General features: G+C 74.1%; 19 protein-coding genes. 17 read left to right on the forward strand and 2 right to left on the reverse strand.

Going from position 1 to position 21152, the window contains the following annotated elements:
* Positions 1-164 precede the first annotated feature (164 nt).
* Genes ACIP8Z_RS06330 through ACIP8Z_RS06340 form a run of 3 tightly spaced genes read left to right on the forward strand, consistent with a single transcriptional unit; the run spans position 165 to position 3654 of the window.
* Positions 165-830, forward strand: a complete 666-nt coding sequence (locus ACIP8Z_RS06330; protein WP_402079442.1) for a LuxR C-terminal-related transcriptional regulator — start codon at positions 165-167, stop codon at positions 828-830.
* A complete protein-coding gene (locus tag ACIP8Z_RS06335; RefSeq protein ID WP_402079444.1) occupies positions 830-1570 on the forward strand; it encodes a DUF4255 domain-containing protein in 741 nt (246 codons plus the stop codon). The genes ACIP8Z_RS06330 and ACIP8Z_RS06335 overlap by 1 nt, the downstream gene beginning before the upstream one ends.
* Entirely contained in the window at positions 1567-3654 is a 2088-nt protein-coding gene (locus ACIP8Z_RS06340) for an ATP-binding protein (protein ID WP_402079446.1), read from the forward strand. The genes ACIP8Z_RS06335 and ACIP8Z_RS06340 overlap by 4 nt, the downstream gene beginning before the upstream one ends.
* A gap of 94 nt (positions 3655-3748) precedes the next feature.
* Here the strand turns inward: ACIP8Z_RS06340 and ACIP8Z_RS06345 are convergent, their stop codons facing one another.
* A complete protein-coding gene (locus ACIP8Z_RS06345) occupies positions 3749-5392 on the reverse strand; it encodes a hydrolase (RefSeq protein WP_402079449.1) in 1644 nt (547 codons plus the stop codon).
* 400 nt (positions 5393-5792) lie between these two features.
* Between ACIP8Z_RS06345 and ACIP8Z_RS06350 the strand changes: the two genes are divergently transcribed.
* The 4 genes from ACIP8Z_RS06350 to ACIP8Z_RS06365 all read left to right on the forward strand — a co-directional run bounded on the left by ACIP8Z_RS06350 (position 5793) and on the right by ACIP8Z_RS06365 (position 8495).
* Positions 5793-7382, forward strand: coding sequence for a phage tail sheath subtilisin-like domain-containing protein (locus ACIP8Z_RS06350; RefSeq protein ID WP_402079451.1), 1590 nt, complete (start codon positions 5793-5795; stop codon positions 7380-7382).
* Between the two features lie 101 nt (positions 7383-7483).
* Entirely contained in the window at positions 7484-7927 is a 444-nt protein-coding gene (locus ACIP8Z_RS06355) for a phage tail protein (protein ID WP_055604137.1), read from the forward strand.
* The gene (locus tag ACIP8Z_RS06360; RefSeq protein ID WP_319317408.1) at positions 7927-8346 is read left to right on the forward strand and encodes a hypothetical protein; all 420 of its coding nucleotides are present in this window, start codon (positions 7927-7929) and stop codon (positions 8344-8346) included. Before ACIP8Z_RS06355 ends, ACIP8Z_RS06360 begins: the two co-directional genes overlap by 1 nt.
* Positions 8343-8495 carry a DUF6760 family protein gene (locus tag ACIP8Z_RS06365; RefSeq protein ID WP_402079453.1) on the forward strand — a complete coding sequence of 51 codons (153 nt, stop codon included), beginning with the start codon at positions 8343-8345 and terminating at the stop codon, positions 8493-8495. Before ACIP8Z_RS06360 ends, ACIP8Z_RS06365 begins: the two co-directional genes overlap by 4 nt.
* Positions 8496-9673: 1178 nt before the next feature.
* Here the strand turns inward: ACIP8Z_RS06365 and ACIP8Z_RS06370 are convergent.
* The gene (locus ACIP8Z_RS06370; RefSeq protein ID WP_402079456.1) at positions 9674-10048 is read right to left on the reverse strand and encodes a hypothetical protein; all 375 of its coding nucleotides are present in this window, start codon (positions 10046-10048) and stop codon (positions 9674-9676) included.
* 184 nt (positions 10049-10232) lie between these two features.
* Between ACIP8Z_RS06370 and ACIP8Z_RS06375 the strand changes: the two genes are divergently transcribed.
* From ACIP8Z_RS06375 to ACIP8Z_RS06420, 10 genes are all read left to right on the forward strand, one after another.
* The gene (locus ACIP8Z_RS06375) at positions 10233-11414 is read left to right on the forward strand and encodes a hypothetical protein (RefSeq protein WP_402079458.1); all 1182 of its coding nucleotides are present in this window, start codon (positions 10233-10235) and stop codon (positions 11412-11414) included.
* 66 nt (positions 11415-11480) lie between these two features.
* On the forward strand, positions 11481-11918 hold the full coding sequence (locus ACIP8Z_RS06380; RefSeq protein WP_030317091.1) for a phage tail protein: 438 nt from the start codon (positions 11481-11483) through the stop codon (positions 11916-11918).
* A gap of 1 nt (position 11919) precedes the next feature.
* Positions 11920-12660, forward strand: a complete 741-nt coding sequence (locus ACIP8Z_RS06385) for a LysM peptidoglycan-binding domain-containing protein (RefSeq protein WP_319317396.1) — start codon at positions 11920-11922, stop codon at positions 12658-12660.
* Positions 12657-14471 (forward strand): VgrG-related protein, encoded by a 1815-nt coding sequence (locus ACIP8Z_RS06390; RefSeq protein WP_402079461.1) that lies wholly within the window; start codon positions 12657-12659, stop codon positions 14469-14471. Before ACIP8Z_RS06385 ends, ACIP8Z_RS06390 begins: the two co-directional genes overlap by 4 nt.
* Before the next feature lie 54 nt (positions 14472-14525).
* Positions 14526-14924, forward strand: coding sequence for a GPW/gp25 family protein (locus ACIP8Z_RS06395; protein WP_030317086.1), 399 nt, complete (start codon positions 14526-14528; stop codon positions 14922-14924).
* 10 nt (positions 14925-14934) lie between these two features.
* Complete coding sequence (locus tag ACIP8Z_RS06400) at positions 14935-16923, forward strand: putative baseplate assembly protein (protein WP_402079464.1); 1989 nt, start codon at positions 14935-14937, stop codon at positions 16921-16923.
* Entirely contained in the window at positions 16920-17513 is a 594-nt protein-coding gene (locus tag ACIP8Z_RS06405; protein ID WP_402079466.1) for a phage tail protein, read from the forward strand. Before ACIP8Z_RS06400 ends, ACIP8Z_RS06405 begins: the two co-directional genes overlap by 4 nt.
* 5 nt (positions 17514-17518) lie before the next feature.
* Complete coding sequence (locus ACIP8Z_RS06410) at positions 17519-18808, forward strand: NADase-type glycan-binding domain-containing protein (protein ID WP_402079469.1); 1290 nt, start codon at positions 17519-17521, stop codon at positions 18806-18808.
* Positions 18809-18912: 104 nt separating this feature from the next.
* Complete coding sequence (locus ACIP8Z_RS06415) at positions 18913-20352, forward strand: hypothetical protein (protein WP_402079471.1); 1440 nt, start codon at positions 18913-18915, stop codon at positions 20350-20352.
* Positions 20336-21088 carry an NUDIX domain-containing protein gene (locus tag ACIP8Z_RS06420; protein WP_402079474.1) on the forward strand — a complete coding sequence of 251 codons (753 nt, stop codon included), beginning with the start codon at positions 20336-20338 and terminating at the stop codon, positions 21086-21088. Before ACIP8Z_RS06415 ends, ACIP8Z_RS06420 begins: the two co-directional genes overlap by 17 nt.
* Positions 21089-21152 lie beyond the last annotated feature (64 nt).

Here is a 21152-nt window from a genome sequence, read left to right on the forward strand (position 1 = left end):
TGCGTTAGCACCGCGGCAGCGGGACGTGAGCGGCGCACGGGAACCTGGAGGGACCACCGTGGCCGGCACGCCGGCCACGGTGCAGCACCGCAGCAGACCAGTCATCAGCAGACCACGGGGACCTCACCACGCACCGCGCACGAGCGGTCGAGGCGAGTGAGAAAGTGCAGGTAACGGAAGTGCTCACCAAGCGGGTGACGGTGACCGTCCACGCGTCCGATCCACTGAGCCGGGCCGGGCTCATCAGCCATTTAAGGCATCAGCCGACCGTCGACGTCGTCCCTGACCAGGACGAGGTGTGCCGGGACTCCCCGGCGGTCGCGGTGATGCTCGCCGAGCGGATCGACGATCCCACCACGGCCGAACTGCGGCGCCTGTTGCGCGGCAGGGACCAGCGTGTCGTGCTCGTCGCGCGCGAGCTGCGCGAGCCCGATCTGCTGGCCGTCGTCGAGTACGGGGTGCGGGCCATCATCTGGCGTCATCAGGCCACCGAGCAACGGCTGTTGAGCGCCGTGCACAGCGCGGCGCGCGGCGAGGGCGAGCTCCCGCCGGACCTCGTCAGCCGACTGCTGAACCAGGTGGGGCGCCTGCAGCGGGCGACGACGGCGGGCGCGGCCACCGGAGGGGCGGCGCCGCTCTTCGGTATGGCACCGCGCGAGGTGGACGTCCTGAGGCTGCTCGCCGAGGGGCTCGACACCCGGCAGATCAGCGAGAAGCTCGCCTATTCCGAGCGCACCGTCAAGAACATCCTGCACGCGTTGATGACGCGTCTGCAGCTCACCAACCGGGCGCATGCCGTCGCGTACGCGCTCCGCGAAGGCTACATCTGATGCTCCATGAGATCGACGAGGCGCTGCGCCGGCTGCTGACGCCCGCCGTCGAGGGCGATGTCGCCTTCGACGCGCCGACCCGTGACTGGGCGGCCCGCCGCAACGCCCCGACCCTGAACGCCTATCTGTACGACATCCGGGAGGACGTGGCCCGGCGCGAGCGCGGTGCCTACGCCGAGTGGGACGCCCAGGGCGTCGTCACGCGCAAGCGCCGACCGCCGCGCTGGTTCCGGCTGTCGTACCTGGTGACCGCCTGGACCTCCCGGCCCGAGGACGAGCACCGGCTGCTGTCGGGGGCGATGGCGCTGCTGCTCCCGCACGAGGTGCTGCCCGACGAGGCGGTGCCCGAGTCGGTGCGCTCGATCACCACCCAGCTGCCGATCTCCGTCGCGGTGCCGCCCGCAGAGTCGCGCTCGCTCGCCGACATCTGGTCGGCGCTCGGCGGTGAGCTGAAGCCCTCGCTCGACGTCGTGATCACCACGCCGTTCCCGGTCACGCCGGTGTACGAGGTGGCTCCGCCGGTCACCGAGGGGGAGATCGTCGTCCGTGGTGTCGCGGGCGTGCCTGCCGCGTCGAGGCCCCGGATGATACGGCGCCAGGGGGCGACACGGGCGACCCATCAGGCCCGGGCGACCGAGGAGGCCGAGGAGGGCGTGGCGACGTTCGAGGCCTCGGAGGCCCTGGAAGCCCTGGAGGACGGCAGTCGCGGCTGCGGCTCGCAGGACGGGGCCGGCGCATGAGCGACCCCCGGGCCGTCCTCGGTTCCCCGCTGCTCGGGCATCTCGCCGTCCTGCGTACACGGGTCGGCGCACTCGTCGACGTCCGCAGTGCCGGCGACCCCACGGCCGGTGATCCCCTGCGCGGGCTCTACCTGTCCGCGGACGCCGCACGCCGGGTCGCCGCGGGGCCGGTCGGCCACGAGGCACATGAGACGCACGAAGTGCATGAGACCCGCGATGGTCACGAGACACACGAGGGTCGCGAGGTTCACGGGGCTCGCGACGTCGCCCTCCCGATGCCGGACCTCGGCGGGAACGATCGCCTCGGCGCGCTCGCACGGGCCTTCGGTCTGTCCCCGCTCGACGCGCACATCCTGCTCGTGGCGCTCGCGCCCGATGTGGACCGGGGCTTCGAGGTGCTGTACGGGTACCTCAACGACGATGTCGGGCGGCGTCGCGCCACGATGGCGCTCGCCCTCGACCTCGCGGGCACCGGCCCCTTCGACCCCGCCGCACGTGACCGTTTCCATCCGGGCGCGCCGCTGCGCTCCGGCGGCCTGCTCGACGTCGAGGACGAGGACCGGCCGCTGCCGGGCCGCGCCCTGCGCGTACCGGAGCGGGTGGTGGCACACCTGCTGGGCGACGACACCCGGATGGACGCCCAGCTGTCGGGGGTCGGCGTGGAGGTGCTGACGCCGACCGCCGCCGGTGCGGAGTCGGAGGGGGCGGCCACACCGCTCGGCGCACGGATCGCCGCCGCCGGACCGGTCACCGTACATCTGCGGGAGCGCGTGCCGGGGGCCGCCACGGACGCGGTCGTGGCGGCCCTGCTCGCGGCCGGGCGGCCCGTCCTGCGGTACCGGCCGGAGAGCGTCGACGCGGCGGTGGCACGGGCGGTGCTGCGGGAGGCCCGGCTGCGCGGCGCCGCCGTGGTCGTCGAGCCGCTGCCGCGGCAGCCCGGGCCGCTGGTGCGTGCGCTCGCCTCGTCCGGTACGACGGTGGTCCTCGCCGGCTCCGACGCGCCCGACCCCGGTTGGGCGCCGGACGCGGAGCTCCTCGCCCTCGACGCGCCGGGCGGCACGCTCGGCACCACCGACCTGTGGCAGCGTGAACTCGGTTCGCTGGACGCTGACTTCGACCTGGTCGGGGCCACGGGGGCGTACCGTCTCAGCGGCGATCAGATCCGCCGTGCGGCCCGTACGGCGCGGGCGATCGCCGCCTTCGAGGGCACCGCTCCGACGCCGGCGCATGTGCAGCACAGTGCCCGGCTGGTCTCCGCACCGCTGCTCGACAGCCATGCCCGGCGGATCCGGCCGGCGGTCGGTTTCGCCGATCTCGTCCTGCCCGAGGAGCCGTTGGGCCTGCTGCACGAGCTGACCGCGCGGGCCCGTCACAGGGACCGGGTGCTCGGCGAGTGGCGGCTGCGCACGGGTGGCGGACGCGGTCGTGGTGTGGTGGCGCTGTTCGCCGGGGAGTCGGGCACCGGGAAGACGCTCGGCGCCGAGGTGGTGGCGGGCGAACTGGGCCTGGACCTCTATGTGGTGGACCTCTCCTCGGTGGTCGACAAGTACGTCGGCGAGACCGAGAAGAACCTGGAGCGGATCTTCGTCGAGGTGGACCGCACGGACTGCGTGCTGCTCTTCGACGAGGCGGACGCGGTGTTCGGCAAGCGGTCGGAGGTGAAGAGCTCGCACGACCGGTACGCCAACCTGGAGAGCGCGTACCTGCTGCAGCGCCTTGAGGCGTTCGACGGGATCGCGGTGCTCACCACCAACCTCCGGGCCAACATCGACGAGGCGTTCACGCGCCGGCTCGATGTGGTCGTGGACTTTCCGTTCCCCGACCCCGAGCAGCGCGTCTCGCTCTGGCACTCCTGCCTGGCGGGCTCCCCGAAGGCGGCGGACGTGGCCGAGGAGATCGCACGCTGCGCCGAGGAGTTCGAGCTGGCGGGCGGCGCGATCCGGTCGGCCGCGGTGACGGCCGGATACCTGGCCGCGGCCCGTGGCTCGGCGGTGACCGGCGAGGACGTACGGGCGGGGGCGCGGCGCGAGTACCGCAAGGCGGGGCGGCTGGTCCCTGAAGGTCGGGCGCCCTGGGCGCCGTGACGACGCCGGAGCGCGGGAGCGACGACGGAGAGGGGGCCACCCGGCGCGGGTGGCCCCCTCTCCTGTGCCGTCGAGCTCCTGGAGCTCGGCTCGGCTACATGACGCTGCCGCCGACCATCTTGCGGATCGTGTTCCAGTCGACCGTCCCGTTGACGGGCAGACCGACGGCCGCCTGGTACTGGCGTATGTGGTCGGCGACGCTGCTGTTGTACCGGGTGGTCGTCTGCTTCTCCGAGCGCAGGTAGTCGATGCCGGCCTGGGCGTACCAGCGCGCCTTTTCGAGGTCCTTGGTGTCGGACTGACGGTTGTAGGCCCACCAGAACGCCGCCATCAGCTGGGTGGTCTGCATGGTGTCGGCACCGTTCTTCACCGAGTCGGGCGTGATGCGCTGGGCCCACAGGGAGGTGAGGGTCGCCCGACCGAGCTCCCCCTCCCTGTCCGTCTCGAAGATGGCGGCGGAGTTCTTGCCGTTCGTGACCCCGTCGTTCACGACGGCGTGCTGATAGCACGCGAGGGAGGCGCGGGTCCGGGCGTCGATCACGCCGGGGGTCCAACCCGGCTTGAGCGTGCAGGCGTTGCTCGTGCCCAAACTCGCGAGGCGCTCCTGGGCGAATTCGACGACGAGGTCCTTCGGGTAGCCCTGGCGCCACGGCGGCAGGGTGAGCTGCTGCGCCGGCGGCGGCTTCTGGCCCCCGCCACCGTCACCGGGGTCCTGGCCGCCCTCGGTCGGGTCGGCACCGCCGCCCCCACCACCGTCGCCACCGCCGGGTGCGCCGCCCTCGTTCGCCCCGCCGCCGCCCGCGTCGTCACCCGTCCCGTCGCCGCCGCCCGGCGATCCCCCGTCCGTGAGGGGCGGCAGGGGGCCGGGCGGCTTCTCGCCGGGGGTGGGTCCCCCGCTCCCGTCGGACGGGAGCGGCGCGTCGGGGAGCGCGTCGCCGGTGCCCTGCGGTGCGGGCCGGGGCGCGTTGGTCGCCCGGAGGTCCTTTGCCGCGCTGACGACCTTCGGGGAGAAGTTGAACCAGAGCACGACGAACGCGATCACGGCCGTCAGCAGGAGTCCGCCCGCCACGACGAGCCAGTTCCCGAAGACGGGGCGCTGATCGAAGGTGGCGTCGAGGTCGAGGGCGGTGTCGTCGCCGGCCCGTCGGACGGCCACGGTGAAGCGGTGCGACTCCTCGGCTCCGGTCCATCGCACGGCCTGCGGCCGCACCACGAGTTCGCCGAAGGCGGCGCGGCCGGGGGCGATCTGCACGGCGTTCGGGCGTACGTCGAAGGTGAGCCGGTTCGCCTCGTCTCGCGCCACGAGGGACGCGGTGAGCGGGGTGTTGCCGAGGTTGTCCACGGCGATACGGGCCCGTCCGCGGAAGCGGCCGAGCAGGGTGGGCGGCAGCAGTTCGGCGCGCGTCTCGGTGAAGGGCGTGATGGTCAGCCGGCCCTCCACGACGTCGCGGGCACCGGAGTTCTCCCGGGGGTCGACACGGATGCCGTAGGCCAGGGGCCCGGCCTCCACGTCCGAGGAGCGGGGCGGGGCGAAAGAGATCTCGGCGGTCCCCTCGCTGCCCGGGTAGAGCCGGAGCACGTCCGGCTCTATCCGGGACCAGCCCGAGGGTTTGCCGACGAGCGAGAGGCGGTATTCCTCGACGGTGTCGCCGGTGTTCCGCACCCGCAGCCGGGCGCCGGCCCGTGCTCCGGGCTCGACGGTCACCTCGGCCGGGTCCAGAGAGGTCCACATGGTCATGGGCGAACGTTAAGGGCGCGGGTGGGGTGTCCGGCTGCCCGAAAGTCCCTGCTCGGGGGCAGCGTGACGTGCCCCGGCAGCCCGTCGGCCGCGACGGCGCCGCCGCGGCGGCCGGGGCCGGGGCCCGGGCGTACGAACCGGGGGCCGGACGTCGGGTGCCCGATGTCCGCGAGGGCAATCGGCCCTGCCCTCGTGAGCGCCCCTTCTCCCCTGCTCGGGGCGGCGCGGCTCGGCGAGAGTCGGAGGCGTACGACCGCTGTCCACGGCCGAGGGGAGGGCGAGGCGGGATGAGGTCGACGCACCGCAGCACGCCGGACGCGGGCAACCGCACGCCCCACGCTGTGACACCGCAGAGTCACCGCATTCCGCAGAACCACGCTCTCCGAGGAGAACACGCACCATGCCCACGTACCTGTCCCCCGGCGTCTACGTCGAGGAAGTCGCCAGCGGCTCCCGTCCCATCGAGGGCCTCGGAACCTCCGTCGCCGCGTTCGTCGGGCTCGCGCCCGCCGGGCCGCTCAACGAGCCCGTGCTCGTCACCAACTGGTCCCAGTACGTAGCGTCGTTCGGTGACTTCACGGACGGGTACTACCTCGCCCACTCCGTGTACGGGTTCTTCAACAACGGCGGCACCGCCGCGTACGTCGTGCGCGTCGGCGGTGGCGACGCGCAGGGTGCCACCCGCGCCGTCGGATCGGCCGCCGCGTCGGCCGCCGCCGCGCCGCGGCTCGTCGCCGGTGAGGCCGTCGCGCTCGGCGCCTTCAAGGTCGCCGCGATCACGGCCGGCTCCGAGGCCGGCGGGGCGCTCACCGTCGAGGTGCAGGACGTCGAGGGCGAGGCCGAGCGCTTCAAGCTGGTCGTCAAGGACGGTGAGAAGGTCGTCGAGAGCTTCGACGCCTCCGCCAAGAAGAGCGCCCGCAACTATGTGGTCGCGCAGGTCAAGCAGCGTTCCAAGACGATCGTCCTGGAGGAGGCCGTGGCCGGCGGGCAGCTCGCCAGGCCCGACGCGCAGTCCGTGACCCTCGCCCCGCCCGCGCGGACACCGGCTCAGGTCGACGCGGGCGCCGACGTCGCCGCCGCCCTGGAGTCCGGGCAGTTCATCGGCGACTCCGCCGACCGCACCGGCTTCGGCGGCCTGGAGGCGTACGACGAGATCAACATGGTCGCCGTGCCCGATCTGATGGCCGCCTACCAGCAGGGGCTCATCGACCTGGAGCAGGTCAAGGCCGTCCAGATCGGTCTCATCGCGCACTGCGAGCTGATGGGCGACCGGATGGCGATCCTCGACCCGCCGCCGTCGCTGAACGCCCGCGACATCCGCAAGTGGCGCCAGGAGATCGCCGGTTACGACTCCCCGTACGCGGCCCTCTACTACCCGTGGATCAAGGCCTTCGACCCGGCGAGCGGCCAGACCCGGGTGGTGCCGCCGTCGGGTCACATGGCCGGCGTGTGGGCGCGCAACGACGCCGAGCGCGGTGTGCACAAGGCCCCCGCCAACGAGATCGTGCGCGGCGCGGTCGACCTGGAGCTGCAGATCACGCGCGGCGAGCAGGACCTGCTCAACCCGATCGGCGTGAACTGCATCCGCGCCTTCCCGGGCCGCGGCATCCGGGTGTGGGGCGCGCGGACGCTGGCCTCCGACCCGGCGTGGCGCTACCTGAACGTCCGCCGCTACTTCAACTACCTCGAGGAGTCGATCCTCGTCGGGACACAGTGGGTCGTCTTCGAGCCCAACGACCCGTCGCTGTGGGCCCGTATCCGCCGCAACATCTCGGCCTTCCTCGTCAACGAGTGGCGCCAGGGCGCACTGTTCGGCCAGCGCGCCGAGGACGCCTTCTACGTGAAGTGCGACGCGGAGACCAACCCGCCGGAGTCGGTCGACCTCGGCCGTGTGGTCTGCGAGATCGGCATCGCGCCGGTGAAGCCGGCCGAGTTCGTGGTCTTCCGGCTCGCGCAGATCCAGGGCGGCGGGGGCGAGCTGGAGGAGTAGTCCTCCCCTCCTCGCGCCCCGTACCCCTCGTCTCCCCCCTTCCGGCCCGGTCCGTGCGCCTGCCGCGCCCGGATCCGCCCCTCGAACAGGAGTGAACCCCCATGTCCCTCGACACCGGTGACGCCCTCACCACCCACAATTTCGGCCTGCAGATCGACGGCGTCATGGTCGAGACCCTGCAGGAGATCAGCGGCCTCTCGATGGAGCAGGACGTCATCGAGTTCCAGCAGGTCTCCGCGGACGGCAAGCCGATCATCAAGAAGCTCCCCGGCGTGAAGAAGGCCGGCGAGTGCACGGTGACCCGTGGTGCGACCCAGTCCGCCGCGTTCACCGAATGGATCACGTCGTCGATCGCCGGCGACATGGGCGCGGCCCGCAAGGACGCGTCCATCATCTTCCTGGACTACCAGCTCACCGAGGTCAAGCGGTACAACCTGCGCAACGCCTGGTGCACCAAGGTGGAGCTGAGCGCGACGAAGGCCGGCGACGCGGCGGCCCTCACCGAGCAGGTCACCATCACCTTCGAAGAGCTGACGCTCGGCTGATGCGACGCGAGGGATCGGCGGACACCCGGCAGGGCCGCCCACAGGAGCCGCTCCGCACGGAGTTCGAGTTCGAGCTGCCGCGCGGATTCGTCGACGAGGCGGGCACCGTGCACCGCAACGGGGCGATGCGGCTGGCCACGGCCCGGGACGAGCTGCTCCCGCTGCGCGACATCCGGGTCCGCGAGAACCCGGCGTACCTGTCCGTGGTGCTGCTCGGCCGGGTCATCACCCGGCTCGGCACGCTCCCGTCGGTCCACGACGGGACGGTGGAGAACATGTTCGCCTCCGACCTGGCGTTCCTCCAGGACTTCTACCGGCAGATCAACGCGGAGGGCCACACCCGGGCCGCCGTGGCCTGCCCGCACTGCGAGGAGTCCTTCGAGGTCGAGCTGGCCGGGAGCCGCCTGGGGGAATCGTGACGTACGCGGCCGACCGGATCGAGGAGGAGACCGCGTACCTCGCCTTCCACTTCCACTGGGGCATGGACGACATCCTCGATCTGGAACACACGGACCGGCGGAGGTACGTGGCCCAGGTGGCGTCGCTGGTGGAGCGGTCGCAGGCGTAACGGCAGGACAGGGAAGGGAGGGTGGAGGGGACTGTGGGGATGTTCGAGAAGTGGCGGACGGCGCGGACGCGGAACGCGCGGGGCGCGGAGTCCGGTGGAGGCGGGGAGAGCGCGGCGTCCGTCGCGCCGGAGTCCGCGTCCGGGGACGCGTGGCGGGCGTTGCCGCCCGTGCAGCGGGTACTGGCGGCTGGTCCGAGGACCGTCGCGGAGTACGGCTTCTCCGCATCACTCGCGACCCACTGGAACCCCTCCTTCCAGAGCGACCTCGGCCACGGGGCGGTGCCGGACGCACCGGGCGGCGTCATGCTCGACGCGGTGCGGGCGGTCCCCGTGCCCGTGGAGCGCGAGCCGGTGGGGCGCTCCGAGGGGGCGGAGCTGCCGGGGCTGCGGTTGCCGGTGGCGGGAGCGGTGGGATCGGTGGATTCGGGACAGGGGACGGCTTCGGCCGTGCAGCGTGTGCCCGCGACGCCGCCGGTCGGTCGATCTGCGCCGGCGCCTCGTCCCGTACGGGGGGAGGCCGCGGCCGCTCCGATACGGGGTGGCGGCGCGGCGCGCGAGGCCGGGAACGCGGGCGCGGGCTCGGGTGCGCCCACCTCGGCGTCTCCCGCCGTCCAGCGTGCCGGTCTCGCCGCCGGGGCGACGGATGACCGGGTTGCCCCGGCGCCCGCGCCCACGGCCGCTGCGGCCGGTTCCACGCGATCCTCGTCCGAGAGTTCCGCGCGCCCAAGCCCCGTACGACCGACGCCCGTTCGGCGGTCGCCCCTGGTCTCCGCCCGGCCCGTGCAGCCGCCGCGGCAACTGGCTCCGGCCGGTACCGCGCGCCCCGTGGCCACGGCCGGGCCGGGCACGGCGCCGGTCCAACGGGCGGCGGCCCCTGCCCGTACGCCGGAGAACGGGGCGCGTCCCACGGCTGCGCCCGACACCGCCGCACCGGAGCCCTCGGCCACCGGTCGGCCCCAGAACGTCCCGGGTCCCGCTTCCCCCGGCGGGCCCGGGACTCCCGGCCTCGCGCCCGGCACTCCGGTGCAGCGCCGCCCGCCCGTACGCCGCTCGCGGCGCGCACCGGGCGCCGACTGGAACACGACGGCGTCGACGCCGCCGGTGGCTCCGCCGGCCCCCGCCGCCCGACCGGCTCCGGCGGTGCCGGCTGTCCCGGCACCTCAGGCGGTCCCGTCACCTCAGGCGAGCCCTTCGGTACGGCAGGCGTCGGCACCGGCACCCGCCGGCCCCACGCCTCCGGTGCAGAAGGCCAGTTCCGCCCCGTCCACCAGGCCTGTGGCGCAGGGACCCAAGGACGGGCCCACCGCACCGACGCGCCCGGCGGCTCCGGTCACCCCGGTGGCCCGATCCGTCGCGCGCTCCTCCTCCCCCGCGGCCGCCGCGATGCCGCCGACCCCGGCGTCCCCGGCGTCCCCGCCGACCCCGCCGACCCCGCCGACCCCGGCGACCCCGGCGAGTCCCGCACCTCCGGTGGCCCGAACAGTCGCCAGGTCCGCCTCCCCCGCAGGCCGCCCCGTGACTCCGTCGACCCCGGTGGCCCGGACACCCGTCACGTCCGCCCCCGCGCCCGGCGCGGCACCCGCACCCGGCTCGACCTCTCCTGCGCGCCCGTCGACTCCGGCACCCCTCCCCGCGCCCACGGCTCAAGCCGCGCCCGTACGTCCCCCCTCCCCGCGGTCTCAGGCAAGCCCGCCAGCTCCGGAGCCCCTGGTCGCACGGACCCCCGCCCCCACCCCCGTGACGCCGGCCACCCCGCCGACTCCCCCGGCCCGGCCCGGACTCGGCGCTCCCGTGCAGCGCGCCACCGCCGACGCGCCGCCCTCGCGTGCGAACGCCGCGCCGCGGAGGTCTCCGATCGGCGCGCCGATCCCGCGCGCGTCCGCGACACCGTCGACGTCCGCTCCGGCCGAGGCGCCCTCGCCCACCCCCAGCGTCCCCGCCCCGCCCACGCGGGCGGCCACCCCCGTCCCGACGTCGGCCGAGACCGCGCCCGTACAACAGTCGACCGCACACCAGCACCAGCACCAGCACCAGCACCAGGCGTCGGTCGCCCCCACGACATCCGTCGTGCCCGCACCCACCGTGCCGTCGGCCGCCGCCCTGCCTCACCCCGCCGCACCGGCCCCATCGACTCCTCCCCCGGTCCAGCGCGCGACGGCGGCGCCGCGGCCTCAGACCCCCGCCGGCTCCCCCGTTCCCGTGCGGCCGCCCGTCGTCACCGTCACCGACCTCCCCCGCGCCACCGCGCCCACGGTGCAGCGGCGGGCCGTCCGTCCGCTCGCCACAGCCCGGCCGCTCACCCCGAGCCTGCCGAACGCCGCGCGTACCCCCTCCAGTACCCCGGCTCCCCCCTCCGTGCCCGGCCCCCGGCAGCCCGCACCGTTGCCCGTCCCCGCGACGCCTCCCGCCGTTCCCCTCTTCACGCCGACCGCCGCCGCCCCCGCCCCCGCGCCGACCGTTCAGCGCGCTCCCGCCGCTCCGCCGCACAGCGGCACGCTCGCGCCCCAGGGCTCCCCCCGTCCCGTCGTCCCCCTCGCCCGACCGTCCGCCGCGCGGCCGGTCGCCCGGCCGGTGGTCCAGCGCCAGATCGCCGCCACGCCGGCCCCGGCGACGACGCCCGCCCCCGCGCCGGCCATCCCCGTGGTCACCCCCACCCCGCTCCAGCGGACCGCGACCGCCCCGGCTCCCGCCCCCGTCGCGCACGCTCCGCGCGCCGCCACCACGGTCACCCGGACCGCCCCGACCACGCCCTCGCCCACCGTGCAGCGCACCGCAACCCAGGGCCCCGCCGACCCCGAATCACCCGCCCACCTCGATGAGTTGGCGCGTCGTCTCGTCACTCCCCTCTCGCGGCTCCTCCGCGCCGAGCTCCGCGCCGACCGCGAGCGTGTCGGTCGCCTCCGCGACCACGGCCGCTGACCGAGACCCCGCCCTCCCACCAGCCCACCCACCACCCGACCGCGTCGATCCGAGAGACCCGCCACCATGCCCCAGCAGCCGGACCCCGCATCCACCGTCTTCTTCAAGCTCACCATCGACGGCGAGGACCTCGGCGTGTTCAACAGCTGTGACGGTCTCTCCTCCGAGGTCGAGGTGGAGCAGCGCCGGGAGGGAGGCAACAACGGCTTCGTCTGGCAGCTGCCCACCCGTGTCACGTTCTCCACGATCCGGCTCACCCGCCCCCTCACCCCCGAGACCGCGAACGTCGCCGCCTGGATCTCGTCGCTCGCCACCGGGATCACCCGACCGACCGCGCAGATCGCGGCACTGCGCGCCGACGGGTCGATCGTGGCGCAGTGGGGCCTGGTGGAGGTGCTGCCGGTGCGCTGGACGGGTCCGACGCTCGACCCGGCCAGTCCGGCCGTGGCGACGGAGACCCTGGAGATCGCGCACCACGGGTTCACCGACGCGGGAGGCGCCTGAGATGGCCCCGTTCTTCGGCGGGCTGACGGCCAGCGGCCTCTCCCGCGCCGCGCTCGCCATCCACCAGCCGCCGACCGATCTGTCGAGCTCGTACGGCGGGAAGCTCGGCGAGGTGAAGTTCGAGTTCAACCCGGATCAGCTCCAACTGAGCCGCTCCGCCCACTGGTTCACCGAGCAGGCCGTCGCGTACGACCGGGGTGCGCCGCCCAAGTTCACCGGCAGCGAGCCGGCCCAGCTCCAGCTGGAGGTCTTCCTGGACCGCTCGGGCGACCCGTCGTCGAACGACGTGCAGCAGCAGGTGGAGCTGCTGCTCTCCTGCTGCGAGGTGACCCAGCAGAGCATCGCCGCGAAGGCGCCGTCGCCGCCGTGGGTGCGGTTCTCCTGGGGGTCGTTCTCGACGGTGCAGTTCGTCGCGTACGTGACCTCCGTGTCGGCGACGTACACGCTCTTCAGCCCCAGCGGGATTCCGATCCGCGCGACGTGCTCGCTCTCCCTCACCGAGATCTCCAGCGCGACCAAGAAGCAGAACCCGACGTCCGGCGCGCTCTCGGCGCGCCGGGTGCACCGCACGGTCGCCGGTGACTCCCTCGCCTCCCTCGCCTGGCGCGAGTACGGCGACGCGACCCGCTGGCGGGTCATCGCGGAGGCGAACCGCATCGACGACCCGATGCGGCTGCGCCCCGGCACCGAACTGCTGCTCCCGTCCACCACCGAAACGCCGGAGACCGAGGGCGCCTCATGAGCGAGAAGACCTTCACCACCGTCCTCCACGTGCAGCTCGACGGCACGCCGCTGCCGGACCCGCTCGCGGTCCGCCTCACCGAGGGCTGGGTGGACGCGAGCGTCAACGTGCCATCCGCGTTCCAGCTGACGTTCAGCGACAAGGACGGCACCCTCACCACGAAGTTCCCGTTCCTCAAGGTCGGCGCGATGGCCGTGCTGTCCCCGTTCACCGACGGCAGGCTCGGCGAGCCCATGCTCACCGGCGAGGTCACGGCCGTCGAGGTGGACGCGGCGCCCGGTCACGGCCGGTACCTGATCGTGCGCGGTTACGATCCCGGCCACCGTCTGCTGCGCAGCCGGCGCGTCGAGGGCTATCCGAACATGACGGCGTCCGACATCGTCCGGAAGCTCGCCGGGCTCAACCGGATCCCGCTGGGCAAGGTCGACGCGACGCCGACGGTGTACGAGCTGGCCACCCAGCCCAACATCACCGACTGGGACTTCCTCTCCCGGCTCGCGCGCGAGAACGACGTCCGGCTCTCGCTCGACCCGGCGGGCCGGCTCGTCTTCGCCGCGCTGCCCCCGGCCTCCTCGGCCCCGGCCGACACCACGCCGGCGGCGGCCAGCCCGTACGTCCTGGACTTCGGGAGCAACACGCTGCAGAGCCGGGTGTCGGTGACCGCCGCCGGGCAGGTCGGGAAGGTCGACGTGCGGGGCTGGGATCCCCGTACCAAGCAGGCGCTGTCCTCGCCGACGCCCGCCGTCGCGAGCAAGGAGATCGTCTCGGACATCACTCCCGCGCAGCTGTCCGCGCCGTTCGGTCCTGCCGAACTGGCCGCGACGGACACGCCGTTCACCACGCAGTCGGAGGTGACGCAGGCGGCGACGGCGCTCGCCGACGACGTCACCGGGTCGTTCGCGGAGCTCGAGGTCGCCGTCACCGGAAATCCGGCGCTGAAGCCGGGGCAGCCGGTGGCCGTGAAGGGCGCCGGCTTCCCCTTCGAGGGGCGGTACACGGCGACCGGGGTCCGTCATGTCTTCGCGTCGGGACGGCAGTTCGCCACCTGGCTGACCGTGTCCGGGCGGCAGTTCCGTTCGCTGTACGGGACGGCTTCCGGCGGTGGCGAGGCGGCCCCGCCGATGCCGGGTGTCGCGGTCGCGCTGGTCACGAACACCAAGGACCCGCTCTCGCTCGGCCGGGTGAGACTGCGTTTCCCGTGGCTGTCGGCGACGTACGAGAGCGGCTGGTGCCGGGTCGCCCAGCTCGGCGGGCGCGGGGGCGGCGGTCTGATGCTCCCCGAGGTGGACGACGAGGTGCTGTGCGCCTTCGACCGGGGTTCCCTCGAACACCCGTACGTCCTGGCCGGGTTGTACAACGGAGTCGACAAGCACACTCCCGCGACCGACCGGGTGCCGCCCGTCGATCCGACCAGCGGGCGCGTCCAGTGGCGCGCCCTGACCTCCCGTACCGGTCACACCGTGGAGCTGCGCGAGGAGGGCGGCCGGACGCGCGCCTCGCACGGCATCCGGCTGCGCACCGCGAAGGGCGGGCTGAGCGTCGAGCTGAACGAGGCCCGCACCACCCTGACGATCGACAGCGACGGCACGGTCACCATTTCGGGGGCCCGGGGGGTCACGGTCGAGTCGGGGGCCGATCTGACGCTCTCGGCGACGGGGCGGATCACGCTGAACGCGGGGCTCGGCGTGAACATCAAGGCCGGGACGAAGTTCAAGGTGTCGGCGCTGACCCAGGCCGTCGTCAACGCGCCGCTCTTCACCACCTTGAGTCCCCCGATGCTCAACCCCGCTTCGGCGATCGCGCCGTTCTGATGACCGGCCCCGCCACCAGGGCCTGTCCCATGGAATCCAGAGGAGGACCTTCCCTTGAGTGAGCACTTCGTCGGCGCGGGCTGGGCCTTCCCGCTGCGGACCGGCCCGAGCGGCTCCATCGCGCTCGTCCGGCGCGACCGGGAGATCGAGGAGTCCATGCGGCTGGTCCTCGCCACCGCGCCGGGCGAGCGGCCGATGCGGCCCGAATTCGGCTGCGCGGTGCACGAGTTGGTGTTCGCCCCGGTGAACGACTCGACGATGGGCCGGGTCCGGTACGAGGTGATGTCCTCGCTCGACCGCTGGGAGCCGCGCATCGACGTGGAGGAGGTCACGGTCTCCCCCGCCCCCGGGGAGCCGACCACCCTCTTCATCGACATCCGCTACCGGGTGCGCGGCGCCAACAACCCGCGCAACCTCGTCTTCCCCTTCTACGTCATCCCCTCCGAGGACTGAAAGAGCCACCATGGCCCTGCCCGCACCCCATCTCGACGACCGCCGCTTCCAGCAGTTCGTCGACGACGCCAAGCGCTACATCCAGCAGGCGTGCCCCGAGTGGACCGACCACAACGTCTCGGACCCGGGCGTCACCCTGGTCGAGGCGGTCGCGCACATGGCGGACCAGCTCGTCTACCGCCTCAACCGGGTCCCGGAGAAGAACCATCTGGCCTTCCTCGACCTGCTCGGGGTGACGCTGTTCCCGCCCGCGGCCGCCCGCGCCGACATCACCTTCCGGCTCTCGGCGCCGCAGCCGGAGCCGGTGGTGCTGCCCACGGGCACGGAGGTGTCCACCGGGCGTACGGAGACCGAGGAGGCGGTCGTCTTCGCGACGGCCGCCGATCTGACCGTCGTGCCCTGCTCGTTGACGCACGTCCTGCGCCAGGAGGCGGGCGGCGCGCCCGAGGACCGCTCGCAGGACCTCCTCGGCGGTGACGACGTGCCCGCCTTCTCCCCCCTGCCGCGCGTCGGTGACCTGCTGCTTCTCGGCCTCTCGGCGGCGGTGCCGGACTGTGTGCTCGTCCTCGACCTGGACAGCCGGGTGGACGGCGTCGGGGTGGATCCGCGCCGGCCGCCGCTGGTATGGGAGGCCTGGACCGGGGCCGAGGGCTGGGTCACGTGCGAGGTCGACGAGGACAGCACGGGCGGACTCAACCGCCCGGGCGAGGTGGTGCTGCACATGCCGTCCGGGCACGCGGTGTCGCGCCTCGGTGGGCACGAGGCGGGCTGGGTGCGCTGTCGGGTCGTCGAGGCCGCCGCGGGTCTGCCGTCGTACAGCGAGTCACCGACGGTCCGGGCGGCGGAGGCGTTCACCATCGGCGGGACCGTTCGCGCGGCGCACGCCGAGGCGGTGCGGAACGAGCAGCTCGGCGAGTCCGAGGGCGTCCCGGCGCAGCGGCTGCGGCTGGCGCACGCGCCGGTCGTCGACCGGCCTCCGCTGCTGCTCCAGGTCGCCGAGCGGGCCGACGGCGGCGTCGACGAGGAGGACCCCGAGGCCGGCTGGCAGGAGTGGACCGTCGTCCGCGACTTCGCCTCCTCGCGCCCCGGTGACCGGCACGTCACCCTCGACGCGACCACCGGCGAGATCGCCTTCGGGCCGTGCGTGCGCCAACCGGACGGCACGCTGCGGCAGTTCGGTGCCGTTCCGCCGAAGGGGGCGGCGATCCGGGCGGTCCGGTACGGCACCGGCGGCGGCCGGGCGGGGAACGTGGCCCGCTCCACGATCACCGTGCTGCGCAGCTCCATCCCGTACATCGCGCGCGTGGAGAACCGCGAGGCGGCGCGCGGCGGGGTGGACGGGGAGACCGTCGAGGAGGCCAAGTCCCGCGCGCCGATCAGCCTCCGCGCGCAGGAACGGGCCGTCACCGCCCGGGACTACGAGGAGCTGGCGCGCCGTGCGGCGCCCGAGGCGGCGCGGATCTCGTGCCTGGCGGCGGACGCCGCCGAGGCGGGCGACAACGCGGTCCGGGTCCTGGTCGTGCCACAGGCCGTGCCGGACCGGGGCGGCCGGCTGCGGTTCGAGCAGCTCGTGCCGGGCGAGGAGCTGCTGTCCCGGGTGACGGGCTTCCTCGACGAGCGGCGGCCCCTGGGCACGCGGCTGGCCGTCGGGCCGCCGTTCTACCAGGGCGTGACGGTGGTGGCGACGCTGCACTCGTTCCGGGCTGCCGAGGCGGAGCGCGTACGGGCCGAGGCGCTCGACGCGCTGTACGCGTACCTGGACCCGCTGACGGGTGGGGCACACGGCGAGGGATGGCCGTTCGGGCGTCCGCTGCGGGCCGGTGAGGTCTTCGCGGCGCTCCAGCGGGTGCCGGGCGTGGAGCTGGTGGACGAGGTCCTGCTGCATCCGGCCGATCCGCTGACCGGCCGCAGGGGTGACACGACGGACCGGATCGAGCTGGCGCCGTCCGCGCTGCTCTTCCCGTTCGACCATCGTGTCCGTGTGATCGAGGCGCGGTGAGCGGGTCCGCGCGGGGTACGGTTCCGGGCCTGGCGACCCCGTACCCGCTGGGTGCGGCGCTGCCCGCCGTGTACGCGGAGGACGACTTCGGGCAGCGTTTCGTGTCCGGCCTGGACGTCGTCCTCGCTCCGCTCTTCAACGTCCTCGACTCCCTGGAGGCGTACTTCTCGCCGGCGCTCGCCCCCGCCGACTTCGTGGACTACCTCGCGACCTGGGTCGGCGCGGAGCTGGACGGCGACGAGCCGCTGCCACTACGCCGGCACGCGGTCGCCTCCGCCGTGGCGCTGCACCGGGTGCGCGGCACCCGGCAGGGGCTCGCGGCGGCGGTCCGGCTCGCGTTCGGCGTGCCGCCGGAGATCACCGAGAGCGGGGGTGCGAGCTGGTCGTCCGCGCCGCTCGGGCCGTTCCCGGGGGCGCCCGTCGCCGGACTGCACGTGGTGCTCCGGGTCGCCGACCCGTCCGCCGTGGATCCCCACCGGCTGCGCGCGGTCGTGGCCGCGGCCCGTCCCGCGCACCTGCCGTTCACGGTATCGGTGACGAACTCCCCGCCGTCCTCGGCGACCTCTTCCCGTACATCCGAAGGAGCTTGACCCTGATGAGTGACGCGTCCCAGTCCCGCCCCTGCCCGGACTGCGCGAGCCCGGTGCGTGCGGCGGACCAGTCGTTCTGTGACAGCTGCGGGGCGTTCCTGCGCTGGGACAGCCCGGCCGGCGCGGCGAGCGCGGAAGGCTCGTCCTCGGCCGCGCCGTCCGCGTCGGCCGCCGCGTCCGCCCCGTCCGTCGCGCCCGCTTCGGAGTCCGGAGCGACGGTCCGGGAGCAGCCGGAGGCCACACCGTCGGACGACGCGCCGCGAGCCGCCGCGGAGGCTTCGGCCGGCTCCCCCGCCGACGTGGCGGACAGCCGGTCCTCCGTCGGTCCGGAGGAGGTGACCGCCCCGCTGCCCGCCGTGGCCCCCGCCCCGGAGGCACCCGCACCCCCATCCGAGCGGGCCTCCGATCCCGCGCCCGTCCCCGGAGCGGAGGCGGGTCCGGCGTCCGACGGGCCGTCGGACACGCTCGTACGGTCCCTCCTCGTCCCGGTCCCCGGGAACCGTCCCGTGGAACCGGCCGTCGCCGCGCCCGTGCTCCCCGCGCGTCCGGAGGCCGCCCGGCCGACGGTCCGGGCCGCCGAGGCGCCCGCCTCCGTGCAGGGCGGCACGCCGTGCCCTGCCTGCTCGCTCGCCAACACCCCGGGCCGTCACTTCTGCCGCTTCTGCGCGACCCCGATGGTTCCCGAGCAGCTCTCGACGGCCGACGGCCCGTACGCGGGCCGGCGTCCCGGGCTCACCCGCGACCGGAGCCGCTGGATCGTCCGCGCCCTGATCGCGGCAGGGGTGGTCACCGTGGTGGTCGGCGGCATCGTCGGAGGTCCGCCGGCCGTCCGCGCCGTCCAGGACCACTTCGCCAAGCGGGTTCCGGTCCACCCGGTGGCCTGGGCGGCCTCCCACTCCGCGCCGCGGCAGCAGGCGAAGCTGGCGGGCGACGGGTACTCCAACACCTGGTGGGGCACGGGGTACGCGGGCGACTCGGCGGGCCAGTACATGGAGGCCCGGTTCGCCGAGCCGACCGATCTGCTGAGCGTGCTCATCACCCCCGGCAGCTCGAAGAACACCACGCAGGCCGACGGCCAGGCGACCCCGCGCACCTTCGACCTCGTGGTCAAGGACTCCTCCGGCGAGACGCACGTCTCGCAGCACCGCATCGACGACGGCGGCACCCAGCGGGTCGACGTGCGGGTACGGGACGCGCTGACGGTGCAGCTGGTGCTGCGCACGGCGTGGCGGGCCGACCCCACGAAGCAGGTGGCCGTCGCGGAGCTGGAGTTCTTCGGCAGGTCCGTGTCCTGATCCCGTACGAGCGAGAATGGCCGGAAATCGGGCCGGGCCCCCTTCTCAGGAACGGCACGGGGAAGAACGATGATCCCCGGGGTACCTGACTGAAGGAGGGGGCCGTGCGCAGCTACACCGGTGTGCTCATCGGCAATCTGATCCTCGCCGCGTTCGCCGGTCTGGCCGGACCGGTGTTCCTCGTCGTGGCGTACGTCGCCCGGGTCGAGGGCGCCGCATGGTTCTGGGTGGCCGGGGCGGCGGGCGTCGGGGCCGTGGGTACGGCTGCCATCCCCTTCGCGGCCGTCCGGAGCGCCCGGCAGGAGTTTCCCCGGATCACCCGGCGGGACCGTGCGGGGGACACGCGCCCCGCGTACGGGGACGACACCTCGGTGGTGTGGGCGCCTCGCTCCCCCGGGGGCCTGGCGGGCGCGCGCCTGGTACGGGCGGACGTCCGCGAAGCCTCGTTGGTGCGGTACAGCCCCGAAGGAGGTGCCCGGTTCACGACGTACGGGGGTGATCACGACCCGGCGGAGTTCAAGGCGACGGTCGGGCTGAGGCTCTGGGTCCACGACGGGGAGGACACCGGTCGGGGTCCGGCCGGCCAAGGTCCGGGGGGCCGCGAGGTCACCGAGGAGGTCCAGGTGCCGTCCCTCTGTCTCTCGGCGATCACGGCGGGGCGGCTGGCCGTGCTCGTCGATCCCCCGGACGCGCCGACGCAGGGGAAGGTCACGGTCCTCTGGCCGCGCAGCCTCCTCCTCGCGGGGACGAGGACCTGCCGGGTGATCGACCTCGACGGGCGCGTGACCGACGTGACCCGCTGCGCCGATCGGCAGCTGGAGCAGATGCGGATCTCGCGGTCGGTCGGCGGAGTCGTGATGGACGGGGACCTCATCGACCTCCGGCGGCTCGACGCGGCGACCGCGGCCCGGTACACGGCCGCGGCCCGCGATGGCACCGAGCAGCGGGCGCCGGTGACCGAACCCGGCGAGGAGTTCCGTCGTCTTGCGGAGTTCCTCCCGGGCGATGAGGCCTCATTCGGCTCCGTCCCCCGCCGCTGGTCGCGCCGCGGTGGGCACCTGGTGCTCGCCCGGTTCCTGTCGCTGCGCGGCCGGACCACGTTCCAGGACCACGGTCCGGTCCTGGACACGCTGCTCCGGGTCCGTCCGGCGGACGGCTCTCCCGCGTACGACGTGGTCCGGCGCCTCACGGTCCCGATGAACTATCTGGCGGTCCTGCACCACACGAGGGACGTCGTCCTCCGGGTCAGCCCGAACGGCAGGTCCCTGGTGGTCGACTGGGCCCGCACCAATCTTCTCGCCGGAGTCACGACGGCACAGGTCGTCGCACCGGACGGGCTCGGCATCCCGCTGCCGCGACGCTCCGAGGCCCTCTGGCCCCTGATGAACCTGCTCGTCGCCCACGGCGTCTCGAACCCGACGCCGGTCCTCGACCTCCGCGAGCCCCGGATGCACGCCGTGTCGGACGCGGTGATGGAGATGATCCGGGGTGCGGAAGTGAGGGTGGACGAGGCGGAGGAGGTACTCCATGACCGCCTCGGGTAGCGACCACCGCCGGGTGCGGCCGGTCGAGTTCCTCGACGTTCGTCGGATCAGCTTCGTCGAGCACCCGCCGCCCGCTCTGACACCGTGGGAGCAGGGCGAGGTGGACCGGCTGTGGGCGGGCACGAAGGCCCGGAGCCCCACCACGTTCGACGGGCCGCTGGTCGTGAGTCTGGGGATCGATCTCCCCGCGCCCGGTGTGCTGGTGGCGCGCTGGGCGCGGCTCTCGTACCGGTACCGGGCCCTGCGGGTCCTGCGGACCGCCGGTGACGTGCCGGGGTCGGTGTTCGTCACGGTGCTGCTGCCCACCGAGCGGGGGCTCGTCGTCGGCCGCGGGGCTCCCACCACGGCCGCGCCCGGCCGCTGGACGCTCCCGGGCGGCTCGGTCGATCCGCCCGCCGACGGTCGACCGCTCGACGGGGAGGCCCTGCGGCGGGACGCCGCGCGCGAGCTCGCCGAGGAGCTCGGGGTCCGGATCGCCGACGAGGAGTTGCGGTTGTTCGCGGTCACCCGGGGACGCCGGTTCGGCAGCCTCGGCTTCCACTTCCTCGCCCCGCCCGTGACCCGTGCTCTGGTGCTCCGTCGTCATGCCGCGCTCGTCGCCGCGGAGACCGGGCACGGCGCCGGACCCGAGCTGGACGAGGTCGCCTTCGTATCCTCGCCCGCCGAGGCGGAGCGTCTCGGCCCGGGCGCGGACCATCTGCCCCAGGTCCTCGGCCGGTACGGCGACGAGGTCTGAACCCGCGCCCGGCGGCGATGCCACCGGCGTGCCCGGTGCCGGTCCCGGCACCGGGCACGTTCAG

This window comes from Streptomyces sp. NPDC088553 (assembly GCF_044752965.1).
Taxonomy (GTDB): Bacteria; Actinomycetota; Actinomycetes; order Streptomycetales; family Streptomycetaceae; genus Streptomyces.